We start from the raw sequence: 17978 nt of genomic DNA on the forward strand, positions 1-17978 counted from the left end.
GGGTGGAAGAACATGATTGAGGTTCAGTGGCAGATTTGATTAAGGTAGGCCAGTTTTGCCCAAAAAGCCTGTGACATCCTTTGCTTTGTATCCTTTGTGCTTAATTTTTTAAATTCTCCTGGATAACCGACAATGCCTTGTGTAAATTAAATTCACATATTTGACATTCTTTGGATGTGATGTGGATAGGTCATTTTAATTTCAAAAGTCAGTATCATTTAACTAAGCCCACTGTAAGAGGGGGATTGGTGAAAAAAACTTTGTGACCAAAAGTGGAAAGGGCTAGGTCAATTCAGCAAAAACAAAGGCCGATTGTTACAGCGCAGTAGAAGTTTATTCTTAGTGCCCACTGGGAAATTGTCAAATTTAATCCTATAGAGCTATCGAATTTCACTTGCTATCCCTCCCCGAGCTGCTTTGTTGATGTCGGGGTATCTCCCATAAAAAAAATGAAACAAAATCTCAGTGCTGCTTCTGTCCCAGAAGAAACCACTCATGACAAGCCAAATATTCCCCAAAAAAAGTTATCTCTAAACAAAGTCATTATTCTCAGCTTAGAAATGTTGCTGGCAATACCTTTGGGTTTAGGTTTAGTTAACTTAAACATCGGCGGAATTGCTTGGATATTCGGGGGAATTGCCTCTGGGGCAATGGTTTTACAAACAAGTCGCATTCTATATCAATATTCCCCAAAGCCTAATCGAAATGCGAGAAAGGTAGGAATGGCACTGGTAGGCTTGACTGTGGGTGCATCTAGTAGTAGTGGCAATTTAGCTAGTCTGGCTTCTGCAATTCCCATATTTATTTTTCTGACTTTATTTTTGCTAGTGTGCGGTAGCTGCATTGGCTATATCTACTCGCGCTTGAGTAAAACCAATTTATTAACATCCATGCTGGCCACAGTTCCCGGTGGTGTGGGAGTTATGTCATCTATTGCGGCGGATTATGACCGCAATGTGACTCTTGTCGCTTTAATTCAGGCAATTCGCGTGACATCTGTAGTATTACTGATTCCGTTAATTGCTCGGTCATCAGTTGACGCTGATGATGTTATCAACTTGCCAAAATTATCTGTTACGGATGGATTACTGAGTTTTGATACTTCTCAACTAGAATTACTTTTATTGGCACTGCTGGTTACCAGCTTGGTAGTTTATCTGGCTGGATTATTTAAATTGCCAGCTGCGGAGTTTTTTGGTGGCTTAGTAGTTGGTGTGGCGTTTAATCCTTTGCTCCATTCCCTACTTATTTTGGATGATGTGAATTTTAGTCCGCCAGGGTTTGTCAAATTATTAGGTCAAATGCTGCTGGGAATTACCATTGGTGAGTATTGGGGAGATAAACCTAATCTTGGTAAAAGAGCTGTAGGTTATGGGTTTATGTCTGTGGCTATGACTATCGCTGCTGGAGGGATGGCTGCTATGGTGGCCATGGAATTAACTTCTTGGGACTGGTTAACTTGTCTGTTAGTTACAGCACCGGGAGGAGCACCAGAAATGATTTTGGTATCCCTAGCACTAAATCATGATGTAGAAATTGTCACAACTGGCCATTTAGTACGACTTATTGCTATTAATAGTTCCCTACCGCTATGGATATTTTTGTTTCGCCGTCTTGATAGCCAGTTATCAGAGTCAGTTTATTGACACTCCCCACAGCTAGAAGCCGGGGGATTCTTGCTTCAAAGGGATGCCAATGAATTTACCGACGCTAAGGTGCCGCTCCGGTAACAGCAAGCATTTTCACCGTCTGTTTGACGGCTGGAACATCTGTCTAAAGTCTGGGGCTTTGGCTCGTTTTCCGGTAGGCCCATGACCAATGACTAATAAGCAATGAGCAATGAGCAATAACTAAGGAGACTGGATATGGTTGCCCAAGTTAAAGAATTAGATGTCCAGCAGTGGGTGAAAACTCGTTCTTCCCTTGACTGTACTGAATCTACATTTTTGACCTGGACAGGTAAAATTTACAGTTTTATTCCTGGTGAGAAAAGAAAACTACTGTTTAAAATGTCGGGAGTCAGCGTTAGTAGGTGCATTCTCACAGCAGAGGGTAGCTGGGATTTTACTTCGAGGGAATTGACTTACTATCTTGATCCACAAACAGGCGAGATTTTGCGACGGTGGGAAAATCCCTGGACGGGTGAAACACTACCTGTCATACATGTTGCCAATAGTCCTGTGCAGGGTCAATTTCAAGGGAAATTTCCGGCGCAAATCCAAGGGGATACTACAACTTTTATTTTTGATATTTTTCCCACATATCCTAATCCACTAGCAGAAAATCCCCAGTTTGCTGAATATAGCCCACATCCAATTTATCAGGCCACAGAACTATTCAAATTAGCTGTACCTACTGTAGATTTATTCAACTCAGAACTAGCCTCAGTGTCTCAAGTGAGACTCGGTTGGGATAGAATCGGTCAATGGTTGCCCTGGATGAAAATGGGTAATCGTTCTGGTTATCTCATTTACAGTGCTTCGGGAAGTAAAGTAAGTGGTTTGACAGAGTTACCCCAGTTGCTTCAGGATGAGATTAATAACCGCGTTCCTCTCTACAAGCAAGCGCCAAAAGTTTTTTTAGATGGTGAAGACATGACCTCTTGGCTGTACTTCCAAAAACACTTTCAGGCTTACTTGGCTGGAGAAGTTTTCCCACTCCCGGAAGTAGAGGAGTTGTAGTTCTTAGTTCGTAGTTAGTAATTGAGAATAGAGCTAAAATTTCTGCATATTTTGGCTAGCGGGGTCAAAACCTTGAGAAAACCGAGTGCTTTCATCATAGTAAGCTCCACTGAGGTCAGCACCATAAAACTTGGCTAAGTTGAGTTTCGCTCCCCGGAGGTTTGCCTCCTTCAATTTAACTCCAGACAAGTTAGCTTTAGTTAAGTTTGCTTTGGCTAGGTTTGCTCGACTTAGGTCTGCTCCCCAAAGTTTAGCTTTGGCTAGGTTTGCTCGACTCAAGTCTGCTCCCCATAAGTTAATTCCAGGTAAGTAAGCTGCAATTAGCTTGGATCCCCTTAAGTTAATGGCGGGAAAATACCTTTGACCTGCGTTGTAAAGTCGGATTAATTCCTTAGCATCCATGAGTTTCTTTGATGAAATCTCTGTTTCTAGGATACTGTGCCCAGGTTTCAAACCCAGGGGAAGGCTGAGGAATGCTGAAAATTTTTTTGCTGGTAGTTAATTTTTTTTCAAAGAAATTACTTCAAAGTTGAAAGAACCAATCAAACGGTTATCAATGTAAACTTCTATTTGATGTTTACCACCAGGATCTCCGGGAACCATCGTCCAGAAATTCTCAATGTGGCCGTCAGGGGTGAATTCTGTACGAGTTGTTACAGCTTCAATACCATCTGCTGATAAAGTCAAACTTTGACCATCATCTGTAGCCCAGGTTTCAGGAGGTTTTGGTAAACGCAGAATTTCTCGCCACGTCACCTTACCTTTGTAATTTTTTAGTTGAATTCGCCACCCGTATTTACCGCCCTGATGCAATAATATTCTTGTGGTGGGAGTAAATTTCCTTTGACCTTTGGAATCAACTCTGAGGACTCCAAACTCAGCTTTAGTGGCGGTAATTGGTTTAGTCTCACTCAACTGAGCAATTGACTGAGAAGACGCTACGCCATTACCTACTAAAGAAGTCCAGGCTTCAGAAGCTATAAATCCAGATAACAGCCAAGAAGAAGTTAGTACAATCGTCGCAGCCCAATTTCTCATTAGCACAGCCAATTTTTTTGGTTGGTTACTGGTACATATTTCATAAATTCTACTTGCTTTCCGGGTTGAGAGAAAATTCGTTACTTTGTACCAAATTCCAAAAGTAGCCATCCGGTGCAACGAAAGAAAAACTCTTTTCTCTAAACTCATTTTCTATAATAGAAGTATATTTCAGCACTGAACTGGCCTTAATGCGATGGCAATATTGCTGTATGTCACGTATACGGTATGTATAAAGAGAAATTCCAAAGCAGCCTGGTTGTGATGCTTCAAAGCGGGATTCTAAATTAATTGCTTCTGGAAAACGAACAATGTAAAGTCTACCACTACGGGCAGCCATTAGGTGATTTTTGGCAGAACGAGGGTCGTCAAAGGCTGTGACAATAAATTTTTCACCAGGTTGGAGGTCAAATATTTCTCCAGCAGCTTGTGAAGATTCGTAGGTAGTTTCCACATCATCACGTACGCGCAATAAACCTAAAACTTCCTCATAAAACTTGAGAATTTCCTTGGTGTCATCCTGAACAATGATGCCCATGTGGGTACACTGGCTAGTTTGAAAAGCAGCACCATAGTTAATTTGTCCATAATCTGTTATTGTGTAGCCAAATCTTTGAAATAGAATTTGTCGAGTTAAGGGTTGCAGTAATAACATTTCTCGCACTCCTACTCTCGGATCTGTGAAAGGTCGGCTTTTTCGCTCTTTGTTGTAGATCACTTCCCATTGGGGATTGGTATATTTAATGGCCCAACCTTGTGCTTTGGCATCTTCTGCATGATTTAATATCGTTAAAATATCAGCAGTTAAAGTTGTTGCCCACCGGTTTCCCTTAATTTTCATGGAGGCTAACCCTAAGCCCTGATTTGTGGGCTTTTGCCAAACCATTAACCTAATCAAACCATGATCTGCATTTTGGTGATAAAGGCGAATGGAACGTAAGGAAGAATTCACTCCATACAGTTGATAGGCGTGATCTGCGGGTAATTCACCCACTTGACCGATGCGATAGCCAAATTGCTCCCAATATTGAATTGCAAAAATTGGGTCTGGAATACCAATACACACTTCATATATACCTGCAATGGTGGTTTGTTGTCCCTGGGTCATACAAATTTTGGGATTTTAGGTTTTTGATTGGGTACAGCAAATTAACTGGGGCGCGGTAGCCTCTAAATTCTATTTATGGGGGTTATCTCCAGAGGAGTTGGAATTTGTGAGGGTAAAAGAAACTTAGGTGGTAAGTTGGGACTTTCCGGATTCATCCGTGAGGTAGTTGAGCTATTGAGCAGTTAGGATGTGAACATTTAAGAAAGTCCAACAGAAGCAGGAGATGTGGAATCACTGAGGTGATTTAAATCTTGGATAACATCTGCTGCGGTTTGATAGCGATCGCTAAAATGATAGCGCACCATTTTGTCTAAAATTTCTGCCAATTTGTCGTTAACTTTTGCTGATTCTCGCCAGACAATATTGCCTGTATGTGGGTCTGACTTGAGTTGTTGGGGTGGTATTCCAGTAATAGCTTGAATAGCTAGGATTCCCAAAGCATAAATATCACTAGATAAGCGGGGATGACCGGCAAATTGCTCTGGTGGTGTATAACCCTGTGTGCCAATGGCCACAGTTGCTAATTCTGTTTTATTGCTATTTTGGGGTTGCATCAATTTAACTGCACCAAAGTCAATTAACACGAGGCGATTATCTTCAGCACGTCTAATAATATTAGTTGGTTTAATGTCCCGATGAATGATCCGATGCTGATGGAGAAATGCTAGTACTTCCAGAACACCTTTGAGCATATCAATCACAAAAGCTTCATTCTGTACAATCTGTACAGGTGGTAATTCCTCATGTAGGGTGTGACCAGCAATATATTGTTGGACTAAATAAAATTCTTTTTTATCTTCAAAATAAGCGAGCAATTCAGGAATTTGCGGATGTTTTCCCAAGATTTCTAAAATTTCTGCTTCAGTATTAAATAACCTTCTGGCAATTTCTAAAAATTTTGTATCCTGTCGGGCTGGCATTAATTGTTTAACTACACAAATGGGATTACCGGGCCGTTGAGTATCTTGTGCCAAATAAGTTCGACCAAATCCCCCAGCACCCAGGACTTTAGATATTTGGTAACGTCCACCCAAAAGTAAATCCCCAGTGTTGTTTTCTGGAACTATAGGTGTGGATGTAGAATGAGTATGTAAGTCCTGAATTGCTGTAGTTGTGGTATCTTTTAAAATAATATTTAACTGTTCAATGATTTCCTGTTGTTGTTGAATTTGTAATAGTATGGTCTTTGTTCGCCGATGATTTTGGTAGTTAGTGTACATGGTGGTACTCAGACCACTTGTAATTAACCCTATGGCTGGGGGGATAAGCGGTATCCAACCTGCTTGGGAAAACACTACTGTGCAGATTAGCACCAAGGCAGCTAAGGTTGTGCCTCCCACTGCGAACAAAAATAAAGGATGTCGCAGTTGCCACCCTGCAATGCTACCTATAATTGACCAACCAAGGAGCCACAGAATTTCTGCTTCTTCAGACCAGTACCAAATTAGGGGTCGTCCATCTAGGACTGTACTGATAATTTGACTGACTATATGTGCATTAATTAAGACGCTAGGTGTTCTGGAAGGTTGCTGAGGTGCAGCGCTATAAGGTGTAGGAAAACCTGGACTAACACTGGGGGCAGTTGTGCCGATAATTACTAACTTATCTTTGACTAAATTGGCATCGAGTTGATTATTTAGAACTTGTGTTAAGGTTACTTGTTGAGCTAGATATTCACTGTGGCGATAGTTCAACAGTATTTGGTAACCTGCTGCATCTAATCTTTTATAGCCACCGGAATTTGCTTTTAGGGTAGAAAAGAGAGTTTTACCGATGGAGAAGTTATATTGATGGGAAAAGTCAATGGAAAAACCCAATTTTTCTAGATAGTGAACAGCTAATCTTCCAGCAAATGAAAAAGGAGTTGTACATTGGCTGTCTGTAGATTGTGCAAATAATAAACTACGGCGGATAATTTGGTCTTCTTGGTAATCAGGAATTAAATCCTGAAAGCCTAAATGATCTTCGGGAAAATTAGGTGGTGGGGGAATTTCTGATCTGCCTATGCTGCTAAATAAACAAGTGGTGATAATCTTGGTTGCACTGTGAAGATTGTTCGCCAAATTGTTTTGATGGGGTCGGTTAAGATGAAGACCGATGACCCTGGGTTGATGAGATGTTAATTTCAACAATAGCTGATTCACTGTGGCATCGGATAAAGGCCATTTGTGTTGTGCTATGTCTTCTTCAGTGATTGTTACTAATAGTATGCGGGGATCTGGCGCTTCCACAGGACGCGATCGCACCATCTGATCATAAGCTTTTAATTCCCAAGACTGGAACCATTTGAGTTCCCGAACTCCCCACAGGAAAGCAGTAACCCCCAGGCTGATGACCAAAATGGATTGTAACCAGTGGTTGCGGTGAGAAGAGTCACGGTAAGTTTTGTCTTTAGCAAACGGGGCTAGGAGTTTTTCTAATATTCCATTAATCACGGCGTTGTGGCACTAGCGTACATGGGGTATGTGTTCACTAACCAAAAAGCGGTTGATATTTTTGGGAGATGGAATAATCATTGCTGGGGGATATCCCCACTTAACATTCCTATAGGTGGAGATTTAGGCTGATCTTGTTAAAGTTGTCTTTGTGATTGTTGTACTTGTTCAACAGAATTAGGGAAAGGAGTGAAGTCCACGGGTTGGCTAGGGGAATTAAACTCAGGTTGTTCCGGTGATGATTCCATAGTTCCATCATTGAAGTAAGAGCCAACAATCTTGTCATAGTTAGAAGCAACAGCTAAAAATGCTCCACCCAAAATATAGATTGGTAGGGGCAAATTAAACTTTTTTAACCAGTCAAACAGTTCTGCCAAAGCAAACAAGACTAAAAAACAAGCAAGCCAAACTTTCATTTTTGCATCCCCCGGGTGCAACGGACTCTACATGGGCTGGAGCTTTAAATTAAGCGGATGAGTATCAGCATTTTCCACTTCCAGAATGATGTTGTAATATTTTACTTTTTTTCCACACAGGGAATCAATTGCTGGGTTTTATTATTGGTCACAATTCTTACCTTAGCACTTTGGCTGCTTTACGCAGTTGTAGAAAAGAATTTCTCCCGGTAAAAAAGTTTACCAGGAGTCCTATTACTTGATTCAAGGATAGAACATTTAACTTAGAGCTGGCTTATGGGCAATAAAATACTTACTAGCAAAGTGAAGTTGTGTTGAAATATTTTCAAAACCAGCTTTTTCTAAACGTTCTACCAGGTCATCATGGGTGTAATCCCGATAGTAAGGTTCATGAAAGACTTCCGGGAAAGATTCCATCAACATAGCGAATTCAGATGAATCATTCATTTGAATGGAATCACAAATTACGAATACTCCTCCGGGTTTTGTCACTCGGAAACATTGTTCAATAACTGTTTGCCGCACCTTTGCTGGTAACTCGTGGAAGAGAAAAACAGAGGTTACACCGTGGAAATAGTCATTTAGATAGGGTAGATGTTCGGCGTTAGCTTGGAAGAGTTGGGGTAACTCTCCGGGAATGTCCGATAGTTGTTGATTTGCTTTACGTAAATAAGCTGGGGACAAATCGACACCATACAGAGATGCTTTTGGCAATGCTCCTCGAATCATCCTCAATGTCCGCCCAGTACCACAAGCTACATCTAAAATACGCATTTGTTTTGGCGCAACACAATCAAAAGGTTTTAGCCCTTGGATGAGAGGTGCAAGAATTCGCCGGCGCATGGGGTCAGCAGTGCCACTAAAGAGAATCTCTACTTGTAAATCATATAAATTGGCTGAATCGTCGCTTAAGTAGCCATTACTTTGGTGATGGAAGTTCTGCACATAATAGCTGGGATAACCATCTGTTTCTATTTCCGGGGAAAAGTCTTGATATTTCTTTTGTTTAGACCGTTCCCAGATTTGCGGTAGGTCTAGCCATACCAGTGGATAGTAGCGGAAAAAATCTGACCAAGGGTTGTCAAAGAGCAAGTTTTTTGAATATATGCCTTTTTCAGCATCTTGCCAGTCTGCTTCTAGGAGGTCATTCATTTTTTGTTGAAATTTGAACAAAACTTCCTTGGGAAGGGATTTCCTCTTTTGTGTGAGAGGGGGATGAATCAGATTCATCAACTGTGAACTCAAAGTTTTGTGAGCGAGACCAAAATAACTTTTGCTTTGTTGAAAGGTTTGATAGGTGACCTTAGTTAAAGTGTCAGACATAAAAGTGAGTTAAAAGTCTATTACTTTTAGTAATTATCTGTAAAAGATTGTAACGAAAAATTTATCTATCTTATCTATCTTAGGAATGCGAATTTAATGGCTGTGAAGAAAATCTTTTGATAGTGCAATTTTGGATTTTAGATGGAAGTGAGCCATTCCTATAGGGGGATGGGGATCTGAGGAGGGTAGGTTTTTTGCTTCATCACCTTTTGTCAATTAAACAAATCCCAAATTTTGGCTAAATGTAAAATTTTGTAACAAAAATAGAATTCTGTAACTTTGGTTACAGAAATTTTGATATTCTGATAAGAGACAGCAAAAAGAGCTGATAATTCATAGCTAAAACCACCAGGAGGACTGTTGTTATGTCTATTCAAGATAGATCTCGTGCGTTAACAATGCGCCAATATCAGCAAGTTAAAAATCGTCAACAATCGATCCTGATGCGTGCTGCACAGGAACTGGGTCTTCCTGAAGAATTATCGGAATACTGGAATCCCATTCAAGGCAAAATTGATCCCACCACTCGCTTACTTTATGAAAGTAGCAACGTTGCTATGAGCTAAGTTTTGACTTATTTTGACTTATTTTGACTTATTTTGATTTTTCAGCGTGATAAGTAAAGAAAAAGCCACCCTCACGGGGTGGCAAAAAGTTTGGAAGAAATTAAGGGTAACAGTTTAGAATCACCTTGCCTTTAGGTAGGAAACAGGTGGGTAATCAACTCAATTAGCAATCGTAGTAGAGGTAAAACTCATAGGGGTGAGGACGCAACTGTATCTGTTTAACTTCGTTAGCCAGTTTGTAGTCAATCCAATTTTGGATGAAGTCTTCGGTGAACACCCCTGATTTCGTCAAGAAATCATGGTCGTTTTCTAAAGCTTCCAATGCCAATTCTAAGGAACCCGGAGTTGAAGGAACCTTCGCCAATTCTTCTGGAGAAAGTTCATAAATGTTCTTGTCTAGGGGTTCACCGGGATGAATCTTGTTTTTGATGCCATCAATACCAGCACACAGCATAGCTGCAAATGCCAAGTAAGGGTTAGACGTTGCGTCAGGACAACGAAATTCCAAGCGTTTGGCTTTAGGGTTATTACCAGATAAAGGAATCCGCACAGAAGCAGAACGGTTACCTTGGGAGTAAGCCAAGTTCACTGGTGCTTCATAACCTGGTACTAGGCGTTTGTAAGAGTTGGTTGTGGGGTTAGTGATAGCTAAAAGTGCTGGTGCGTGCTTGAGAATACCACCAATGTAGTGAAGTGCCATTTCACTCAAACCAGCATACTTGTCGCCAGCAAATAAAGGTTTGCCATCTTTCCAAATTGATTGGTGACAATGCATACCAGAACCATTGTCGCCAAAAATTGGTTTTGGCATGAAAGTTACAGTTTTGCCGTATTTCTTGGCAACATTCTTGATGACGTATTTGTATGTCATCAGCCAGTCAGCAGCTTCAACCAATTTACCAAAGCGGAAACCTAATTCACACTGACCACCAGTAGCAACTTCGTGGTGTTGTTTTTCAATGGGTACACCACAATCTTTCATTGTGAGCAGCATTTCGGTACGGATATCTTGGAAGCTATCCGTTGGGGATACTGGAAAGTAACCTTCTTTGAAGCGGGGTTTGTAGCCCAGGTTGGGACTTTCATTTCTACCGGAGTTCCAACGACCTTCTACTGAGTCTACATGGTAGTAACCTTCATGGGCGTTTTGGTCAAAGCGGACATCATCAAAGATAAAGAATTCAGCTTCAGGCCCTAGGAATGCTGTATCACCAATGCCGGTGGAAACTAAGTAGTCTATTGCTCGTTGGGCAATTACCCGGGGACAACGGTTGTACCATTCACCTGTACGGGGTTCTTTAATGCTACAGATTATACTGAGTGTCGGCTCAGCCATGAAAGGGTCGAGCCAAGCAGTGTTGGCATCGAGTACCATCATCATGTCGGATTCATTGATGCTTTTCCAACCCCGAATGCTGGAACCGTCGAAAGGTACGCCATCTAAGAAGGAACTTTCATCGATTTGGTCATGGTACACCGTGAGATGCTGCCAAGTTCCTGGTGTATCGATGAATTTGAGATCAATCATCTGAATTTTTTGGTCTTGAATCAGTTTCAAGACTTCTTGAGGGGTTGTCATTCTTACTCCTTCTCTAGCAATTTTCTAGAATTAAACGAGAACTTTCCAAAGCATCCTAACCCAGATGATTTGAACCCAGTTGTGGATGACACATCTGAATTATCATAAATCCTGGACATTAGGGAATTTTGTACTTTTTGTTACAGCTTATCTGGATTACAGCTTATATTAACCTTTTACCGAAGATCTGCACAAAACGTAAAGTTCATCTCATCATGGGTCAACTTTGACATAAAATCCTTAAATGGCGGATAAATTGTTTTTGTGTCGCATCATATTTTAATTAAACAAATGGCACAAAAATTTACTGGTGCATAATTGCAACCAAATTAATATCAAACCATAGATAGTATTGATTGGGAGAAGAAAGAATGCGCGATGCAGTTACAAGCTTAATTAAGAATTATGACGTTGCTGGTAGATATTTTGACCGCAATGCAATTGACAGCCTGAAATCCTATTTTGAAAGTGGTACAGCACGGGTGCAAGCAGCAGCAGTGATTAACGGTAATGCAGCGGCTCTTGTAAAACAGGCTGGTTCTAAGTTATTTGAAGAACAGCCTGAGTTGATTCGTCCCGGTGGAAATGCTTATACAACTCGTCGTTATGCGGCTTGTCTCCGGGATATGGACTATTACCTACGCTATGCTAGCTATGCCTTGGTTGCAGGTAACATGAATGTTTTAGATGAACGTGTACTCCAAGGATTGCGAGAAACTTACAATTCTTTAGGTGTACCTATTAGCCCTACGGTATTTGGTATTCAGATTCTTAAGGAGATGGTAAAGGCACAAGTTGCAGCCGCGGGTATTGCTGATACTTCTTTTGTTGATGAACCTTTTGATTATATGACTCGTGAGTTGAGCGAGAAGGATATTTAGTGGTTTTACTACAATTATAAAGTCTAGTCATACAAAAAGATGGCTTTTTGCGTAAACCAGAAAAGCCATCGCTTTTTTGGTAACTCAGGTTTGTTGGGGCGGGGTGGGAGTCACAAGGGTAGGTTTTTTACATTGTCCTGAAGGCAAGACTTGGAAGACAAGGAGGTATTCTACGCAAGGAAGTTATGCCAATGGGTGAAAAAACACACGTTGCAGTGGTGGATAAATATGGTTGTGGAGGGTTTTAGGGAGAATTATTATTTATCCTTAGGATTTAATATTATCAGGAGATTCCAGTTAATTGGTCAAGCGGCGACTCGATACATTATTAGTAGAATTAAATTTATGTAGCTCTCGCGCCTTAGCGCAGCGATTAATTCAGGCCGGAGAAGTCACTGTTAATCAGCAAGTGGTGGATAAACCAGGGACAGAAGTTGATGGTGGGGCGGAAATTAAGATTAAAGAGCGATCGCGTTTTGTGTCTCGGGGGGGTGAGAAACTAGCAAAGGCTTTAGAAGTATTTCCTGTTTCCACGGTGGGACGTATTTGTTTAGATGGTGGTATTTCTACAGGGGGTTTTACTGATTGCTTGCTAAAAGCTGAAGCAAAATTGGTTTATGGTGTGGATGTGGGTTATGGACAAGTGCATTGGGGTTTAAGAAATGATCCACGGGTGATTTTAAGAGAGCGTACTAATTTACGTAATCTCACCCCCAACGAATTGTATGGTGTATGTGGTGAAGGTGTCCAGATACCTGATTTAGCCGTGGTGGATGTATCATTTATTTCCTTAACTAAGATTTTGCCTGCTTTGTGGCGATTAACTAAGTATCCGAGGGATGCGGTATTGCTGGTGAAGCCACAGTTTGAAGTGGGAAAATCCCGTGTTGGTAAAAAAGGCGTTGTCCGTGATCCTGATGACCAAGCTAATGCCATTTTCCAAGTGTTGCAAGTGGGTTGTGAATTAGGATGGAAATACAAAGGCTTAACTTGGTCACCGATTACTGGACCGGCTGGGAATATTGAGTATCTGTTGTGGTTAGGAATGGAAAGTGATACACCAGTGCTTGATTTACATGGGATTAAACAAATTACCCAATCAGCCATTGCTGATTTACGAGGAAGTTAAACATCGTAGATAAGACACTCTATAGAGTCTGGATGTGCTTCACAGTAGCTTTCTAAAGCAGTTTTGCGTTGTTTTGCTTGGTGTTGATGAGCTTTTTCAGCTTGTAATTCTTCTACGATATCCCAAGCTACAGCACAGCCGTGGGAATTTTTTCCTTCAAGTTTGCAGGTTTCACGAGCTTCCTCAATAGATTCTAAAATAGCTTCATCAAGAGTTTTAGTCCCTGAGTTAACAGCAGATTGGAGAGCTTCTAGGGTTTTTGTCATGATATTTTCACCTTTGTTGAGTGAGACTTTTTAACTGTTGCTTTCCTGAGTACCTACCCTCTAGCCAAGTTCATCAGGACTAGTACTTCCAGTTTAGTGAGACTTCTAGAAATATTCTGGTAGTTAACACCCTCAAATCAAGGGAAAAAGTCACAGAAATTAAGTTTTCGGCTAGGGTTTTTCGCCTTGATGTTTATTTTCATCAATTTCTCAACTTTCCATCTGAAGTTGGTAGTTTAGGCTTTTCATTATCAAAATTTCACTGAAATTGATTATTGATATTTTGCTCCTAATTCCTGTTGCAAGCGATACAGAATTGTCTGGTGGTCAACTTGAGATAAAATTTCTTGAATTACTGTACTAGCTCCCAATTGTCCCCAAGTACAACCTTTTTCTAAATAAACTTGAGCTGCTTTACCCACGGCGTATGCACCATAACCTGCAATAGCGGATTGAGCCATGGCGGTACCAGCATAAGCAGTAATATTGAGGGGATTTTCACCACTAGCAATAACAGCAGTACTCTTACCTAAACTTAGCATGACGCTACTGCTTATTTCTCCTAACAGCAAACCACCTGAACTGAAGAAAATGGTCTTTAAGATTTTGCTTGCTTCATAGCTAGTCACAGGTAAGCCATATAATCGTGCTAGGGAACGAATCAAAACTAAATCCGCAACTGCACCGCAGATTACATCTAATATGGGTACAGGATTTAATCCTACTGCCAAAGCTTTATATTTAGTGAATTTCCAAATAATATCTTCAGCTTCTTGTGCGCGTAAGTTCATAGTCTTTTGGGCTATGGCTTTTTCAGCATCCCGTGCTTGAATAAGTGCATTTAAAGCCAAAAGCGATCGCCCTTCCCGATTTAAAATAGATAAGATTGTTTGTTGTAGTTGTTTTATTTGGGGCTTTGGTGTTTCCCATTCATAGGTGACACGGCCATCAGGCCACTCAACCCGCACTTCCCTAGGTGGTGGTTCCGCCGCCACCATGACTATTTCATCGGGTAGTAAAGGATCGGCTTGGGGGTGTCCTGAGCTTAATTGCTGCAAATTTTCATAAATGGCAGAACGGTCTGTTTCTGGGTATAAATCTATTTTGTTAAATACCAAAATCAATGGTTTTTGTGCTTGTCGTAATTCCAGCAAAGCTTGATACTCGGTTCTGGTAATATCACCGGAAACCACAAACAAAATCAAATCAGCCTGACGTGTCACTTCTCGGGCTATTTTTCCCCGGGTTTCACCTTTAATTTCGTCTAAACCAGGTGTATCAATTAACTCTACTAATACTTTACCTCCTGGGTGCCAACTCACGGAACGCGGCCATTGGGTGACACCGTTGAGGGGGCCTGTTTGGAGAATCTTTTTTCCTAATAAAGCATTTAACACAGCTGATTTTCCCCGACTCACCAAACCAAAAGCCGCAATTCTGATTACATTAGAGTCCAGTTTATTGAGTGTGAAGTTTAGGGCTTCTAATTCTGGTTTTAGCAAGGCTACTAATTCTGGATTTGAGGAAAACTGTCCTGACTTGCATAGATATCCATACCAAGACAGGGCTTGTCTGAGACTAGCACGGGCGCGGTTTATGTGAGTTGCTTGGAGATTACGCACGAGGTTAGATTCACTCAAGGTTGAACAAACAACAGCTTATATATTCATTATCCAGGAATGGCCAGGGGATTCCATTAGGATTTCTGCTTTTTAAGGGTTTGAAGTTCAGTGGCTATCACCTTAGTTAGTTAAAATCAGGGATTATATTCACAAATCTAGCAATTACCACCAAATACGATTTCCGTGTTCGTCCATTCGTGCTTGGCGAATAACATCAGAAATTTCTTCTGCATCTCTGACATGGTGAAGTGCTTTTTTTGTGCCGTCAGGGTATTCTACCACGAAGTAAGTGGGGACTGTAATGCGGTCACCTGTAATGTCTGGTACATCTAGAGCTACTTGTTGGGCTTTCTCTTCCACTGATTGGGACTCATGGACAATGATATCCCCTGGATTTACTGTTAAGTTTCTTTCCTTTACTGTTGGCTCTTTTCGTAAATGGGGGTCTTGACTGATTGGCTGATTAATTTGATTGTCTGGTTCCTTAGCCATGATATTTTTCCTGATGAAAATTTATACATTTACTAAGAACAACTTAAACAATTTACAAGATAATGAGTTCTTTCATGAGAGAGAATTAGCGATGAAATTAAGATTCTTTGAATGTCAGCGGTCAATGTGGGTAGGAATGGACAAAAAATATGTTTATTGCTGGTTAACAACAGTATCACCTTAAGTCTGACCACTGTAATAGAGTCTTGTTGATCCATTAAGATGGAAACTATGGGCAAAGCAGGAAAAGCACTAAAGCAAGTTTTAGACTATTACAACATTACCCAAAGCAAACTGGCAAGGGGTTTAGGTGTTGAGGTTTCTATTGTCTTTTGTTGGTACTATGAAAAAATTGATCCCACTGCTGAAAATGTAGCTGAAATTGTTACGGTATTAAATAATATTAGTAAATCAGCTGCTAATGATTTTATTCAAGGATATTTGGGAGATTTAATAGCTGATAAGAGTATAGGTTTTATCCAAAATTTACCGTTATCAGATAAAGTAGACGTTACCCTTCTAGCCCAAATCTTTAATAACACAACTAACTCTTATAAATATCTTTATTTTTTATCATTGCTAGACATTGTTAAAAGAAGAAATTTTGATACATTATCACCAATTATTTTTCAAGAAATTATTGTTGAAATGTTAGCTAATGCTTGGTATTCCCATAAATATTTTAACCTATCTTTTGGAAGACAAGACCATATTGCCAATAAACTAGATAGTTTAGAACTACAAATTACAGAACCAATTCTACAATTTAAAGATGTAGATAAAAAACTTTTGCGAACAACTATTAATAGCCAAAAAATTGATGACATTGTAATCTTCATTAGTCGTTATGTTCCTTATCGTTTAATTCGTCCTTTTTTCAATCAAGAAACAAAAGGATTTAAAGATTATGATGTGAACCCAAGGATTATTAATTTATCAAAAAACCATTTTGATAGTAAAAAGCCTTTATATTGCTTTAACGCTGAAGAGCAAAAAAATTGTAATGCTATTATTTTGCATCCTGACTGGATAACATATTTAGAGGAAAATTATCAAATAGTTAGAGGGTGGGTATTTTGGGAATGGTTAAATTATATGCAGGAAAGAAATCCAAATATTCCTAATGTGGTAAATAAGTTATTTATGCCCCAACAGAGAGATTCTTTAGTAAATCAAACTAAGTATTGGAAAACTATTTTAGAAAATAAAAATATTGAGTGTATTTACTCTAAAGTTAAATTAGATAAAAATAATATTTCACTAGATCATTATTTGCCTTGGTCATTTGTTGCACATGATCAATTATGGAATTTAATCCCTACTACACAATCTGTTAATTCTTCTAAATCTAATAATTTACCATCTCAACAATATTTTCCTGAGTTTATTAAGTTACAACATTTGGGTTTAAGTATTTCTTATAAAAATATCGCTAGAAATCAATGGTTAAAATATACTGAAACATTTGTATCTGAATTGAAAGTTAGCCAATCAGATGATTTACTAAATTTAGAAATTTTAACTAATGCTTATGAAACAATTCTTCAACCTCTAATTTCTTTAGCTACTATTCATGGGTTTAGTGCTAATTGGATTTATAGTTAAAAAATTAGCCAATTTTCTCACTATGTCCTTTGGTAAAATTCCTATTAATTTTGAAGCCTGGGGTATTACCTATCTTACTATTTCTGGACATAAATTTTATGCTCCCAAAGGAGTTGGTGCATTAAATGAGTTTTTTTATGAGAGAAAATTACCATAGTAAATTTACTCAGCACAATTAACAATTAAGTGTGTCAAGGCATCTATTAAGCGATCGCTTTTCATTGGTATGATGTCCTTGCCATGCATAATCTCTTGAGTAATTACAAAATGCACTAAAGAGCCAATTAAAATTCTGGCTGTAGCCTCTGGGTCAGGTATCTTTAATTCAGGGTGAGCAGCTAAATATTTACTGATAGTCTCGATGGATGGTTTAGCAATGCTGTGAACAAAAACCTGGGCTAACTCAGGGAAACGTGCTGATTCTCCCATCAACAGGCGCTCAAATGACTGGTATTCCTGATCGTTAATCATCTGTTCCAGTGCTGTTGCTGCTAATCGCCGCAGTACAATATAGGGTTCTCCTGTGAGAGGTTCTGTCCCTAAGATGGAGTGAAACCGCTTTCTTGCTAGTTTCTCAATTAATGCTTTGAATAATCCTTGTTTATCTTGAAAGTGGCTATATACTGTGGCCTTGGAAACTCCAGCCGCTTCTGCTACTCGATCCATACTGGTGGAAGCATAGCCATGAGCTAAAAATTCTTGCATGGCCCCTTGGAGAATTTGTGCGATTTTGTCTGCTGAATGTGAGCGGTCAATTTCCCCAATTTTTGGGCGTGCCATATTCAAGTAACCCTTATTTTATCAAACTTTGAGCATTGGTGATTCTTGACTATTTGA

General features: G+C 39.8%; 17 protein-coding genes and 1 pseudogene. 7 read left to right on the plus strand and 11 right to left on the minus strand.

The genetic code is table 11. The annotated features are described in order from the left end of the window. Positions 1–449 precede the first annotated feature (449 nt). Both NWP25_RS05880 and NWP25_RS05885 read left to right on the plus strand, forming a co-directional pair. On the plus strand, positions 450–1646 hold the full coding sequence (locus tag NWP25_RS05880) for an AbrB family transcriptional regulator (protein ID WP_280650677.1): 1197 nt from the start codon (positions 450–452) through the stop codon (positions 1644–1646). A gap of 219 nt (positions 1647–1865) precedes the next feature. Continuing rightward, positions 1866–2681, plus strand: a complete 816-nt coding sequence (locus NWP25_RS05885) for a DUF1838 domain-containing protein (protein WP_280699015.1) — start codon at positions 1866–1868, stop codon at positions 2679–2681. A 33-nt stretch (positions 2682–2714) separates the two neighbouring features. Here NWP25_RS05885 and NWP25_RS05890 read toward each other — a convergent pair whose 3' ends face one another. The 6 genes from NWP25_RS05890 to NWP25_RS05915 all read right to left on the minus strand — a co-directional run bounded on the left by NWP25_RS05890 (position 2715) and on the right by NWP25_RS05915 (position 9001). Continuing rightward, positions 2715–3083, minus strand: coding sequence for a pentapeptide repeat-containing protein (locus NWP25_RS05890; RefSeq protein ID WP_280650678.1), 369 nt, complete (start codon positions 3081–3083; stop codon positions 2715–2717). Positions 3084–3179: 96 nt separating this feature from the next. After that, the gene (locus NWP25_RS05895; protein WP_280650679.1) at positions 3180–3719 is read right to left on the minus strand and encodes a hypothetical protein; all 540 of its coding nucleotides are present in this window, start codon (positions 3717–3719) and stop codon (positions 3180–3182) included. A gap of 49 nt (positions 3720–3768) precedes the next feature. Then, positions 3769–4827, minus strand: coding sequence for a VOC family protein (locus NWP25_RS05900; protein ID WP_280650680.1), 1059 nt, complete (start codon positions 4825–4827; stop codon positions 3769–3771). Between the two features lie 197 nt (positions 4828–5024). Beyond that, positions 5025–7262 (minus strand): CHASE2 domain-containing serine/threonine-protein kinase, encoded by a 2238-nt coding sequence (locus NWP25_RS05905; RefSeq protein WP_280688536.1) that lies wholly within the window; start codon positions 7260–7262, stop codon positions 5025–5027. 137 nt (positions 7263–7399) lie between these two features. Continuing rightward, complete coding sequence (locus NWP25_RS05910; protein ID WP_280650682.1) at positions 7400–7678, minus strand: hypothetical protein; 279 nt, start codon at positions 7676–7678, stop codon at positions 7400–7402. A gap of 258 nt (positions 7679–7936) precedes the next feature. After that, positions 7937–9001: a class I SAM-dependent methyltransferase gene (locus tag NWP25_RS05915; RefSeq protein ID WP_280650683.1), complete on the minus strand. Its 1065-nt coding sequence runs from the start codon at positions 8999–9001 to the stop codon at positions 7937–7939. A gap of 365 nt (positions 9002–9366) precedes the next feature. Here NWP25_RS05915 and NWP25_RS05920 point away from each other — a divergent pair, with 365 nt between their 5' ends. Next, positions 9367–9567 (plus strand): hypothetical protein, encoded by a 201-nt coding sequence (locus NWP25_RS05920; RefSeq protein ID WP_280650684.1) that lies wholly within the window; start codon positions 9367–9369, stop codon positions 9565–9567. A 163-nt stretch (positions 9568–9730) separates the two neighbouring features. Here NWP25_RS05920 and glnA read toward each other — a convergent pair whose 3' ends face one another. Beyond that, entirely contained in the window at positions 9731–11146 is a 1416-nt protein-coding gene (gene glnA, locus NWP25_RS05925; protein ID WP_280650685.1) for a type I glutamate--ammonia ligase, read from the minus strand. A 371-nt stretch (positions 11147–11517) separates the two neighbouring features. Between glnA and apcB the strand changes: the two genes are divergently transcribed. Both apcB and NWP25_RS05935 read left to right on the plus strand, forming a co-directional pair. Beyond that, positions 11518–12027: an allophycocyanin subunit beta gene (gene apcB / locus NWP25_RS05930; RefSeq protein WP_280650686.1), complete on the plus strand. Its 510-nt coding sequence runs from the start codon at positions 11518–11520 to the stop codon at positions 12025–12027. A 301-nt stretch (positions 12028–12328) separates the two neighbouring features. Next, positions 12329–13156 carry a TlyA family RNA methyltransferase gene (locus NWP25_RS05935; RefSeq protein WP_280650687.1) on the plus strand — a complete coding sequence of 276 codons (828 nt, stop codon included), beginning with the start codon at positions 12329–12331 and terminating at the stop codon, positions 13154–13156. On the opposite strand, the gene NWP25_RS05940 is transcribed toward NWP25_RS05935, so the two are convergent. The 3 genes from NWP25_RS05940 to NWP25_RS05950 form a co-directional block, all read right to left on the minus strand. Then, positions 13153–13422, minus strand: a complete 270-nt coding sequence (locus tag NWP25_RS05940; protein ID WP_280650688.1) for a Calvin cycle protein CP12 — start codon at positions 13420–13422, stop codon at positions 13153–13155. The two genes, NWP25_RS05935 and NWP25_RS05940, sit on opposite strands and share 4 nt — an antisense overlap. Positions 13423–13694: 272 nt before the next feature. Then, complete coding sequence (locus tag NWP25_RS05945) at positions 13695–15044, minus strand: GTP-binding protein (protein ID WP_280650759.1); 1350 nt, start codon at positions 15042–15044, stop codon at positions 13695–13697. Positions 15045–15206: 162 nt separating this feature from the next. Further along, on the minus strand, positions 15207–15536 hold the full coding sequence (locus tag NWP25_RS05950) for a hypothetical protein (protein ID WP_280650689.1): 330 nt from the start codon (positions 15534–15536) through the stop codon (positions 15207–15209). 231 nt (positions 15537–15767) lie between these two features. Between NWP25_RS05950 and NWP25_RS05955 the strand changes: the two genes are divergently transcribed. After that, positions 15768–17141: an HNH endonuclease domain-containing protein gene (locus NWP25_RS05955; RefSeq protein ID WP_280699017.1), complete on the plus strand. Its 1374-nt coding sequence runs from the start codon at positions 15768–15770 to the stop codon at positions 17139–17141. A 31-nt stretch (positions 17142–17172) separates the two neighbouring features. Beyond that, a pseudogene (locus NWP25_RS05960) lies at positions 17173–17265 on the plus strand (aminotransferase class V-fold PLP-dependent enzyme); the annotation flags it as partial. A gap of 38 nt (positions 17266–17303) precedes the next feature. On the opposite strand, the gene NWP25_RS05965 reads toward NWP25_RS05960, so the two are convergent. Continuing rightward, positions 17304–17921 (minus strand): TetR/AcrR family transcriptional regulator, encoded by a 618-nt coding sequence (locus NWP25_RS05965; RefSeq protein ID WP_280650692.1) that lies wholly within the window; start codon positions 17919–17921, stop codon positions 17304–17306. Positions 17922–17978 lie beyond the last annotated feature (57 nt).

This window comes from Umezakia ovalisporum Ak1311, from assembly GCF_029891685.1.
Lineage (GTDB): Bacteria > Cyanobacteriota > Cyanobacteriia > Cyanobacteriales > Nostocaceae > Umezakia > Umezakia ovalisporum.

Coding starts and splice junctions, on each gene's coding strand:
- NWP25_RS05915 (WP_280650683.1), bottom strand. CDS start 9,001: ATGTCTGACACTTTAACTAAGGTCACCTATCAAACCTTTCAACAAAGC.
- glnA (WP_280650685.1), bottom strand. CDS start 11,146: ATGACAACCCCTCAAGAAGTCTTGAAACTGATTCAAGACCAAAAAATT.
- NWP25_RS05880 (WP_280650677.1), top strand. CDS start 450: ATGAAACAAAATCTCAGTGCTGCTTCTGTCCCAGAAGAAACCACTCAT.
- NWP25_RS05920 (WP_280650684.1), top strand. CDS start 9,367: ATGTCTATTCAAGATAGATCTCGTGCGTTAACAATGCGCCAATATCAG.
- NWP25_RS05965 (WP_280650692.1), bottom strand. CDS start 17,921: ATGGCACGCCCAAAAATTGGGGAAATTGACCGCTCACATTCAGCAGAC.
- NWP25_RS05895 (WP_280650679.1), bottom strand. CDS start 3,719: ATGAGAAATTGGGCTGCGACGATTGTACTAACTTCTTCTTGGCTGTTA.
- NWP25_RS05940 (WP_280650688.1), bottom strand. CDS start 13,422: ATGACAAAAACCCTAGAAGCTCTCCAATCTGCTGTTAACTCAGGGACT.
- NWP25_RS05885 (WP_280699015.1), top strand. CDS start 1,866: ATGGTTGCCCAAGTTAAAGAATTAGATGTCCAGCAGTGGGTGAAAACT.
- NWP25_RS05955 (WP_280699017.1), top strand. CDS start 15,768: ATGGGCAAAGCAGGAAAAGCACTAAAGCAAGTTTTAGACTATTACAAC.
- NWP25_RS05890 (WP_280650678.1), bottom strand. CDS start 3,083: ATGGATGCTAAGGAATTAATCCGACTTTACAACGCAGGTCAAAGGTAT.
- NWP25_RS05900 (WP_280650680.1), bottom strand. CDS start 4,827: ATGACCCAGGGACAACAAACCACCATTGCAGGTATATATGAAGTGTGT.
- apcB (WP_280650686.1), top strand. CDS start 11,518: ATGCGCGATGCAGTTACAAGCTTAATTAAGAATTATGACGTTGCTGGT.
- NWP25_RS05950 (WP_280650689.1), bottom strand. CDS start 15,536: ATGGCTAAGGAACCAGACAATCAAATTAATCAGCCAATCAGTCAAGAC.
- NWP25_RS05910 (WP_280650682.1), bottom strand. CDS start 7,678: ATGAAAGTTTGGCTTGCTTGTTTTTTAGTCTTGTTTGCTTTGGCAGAA.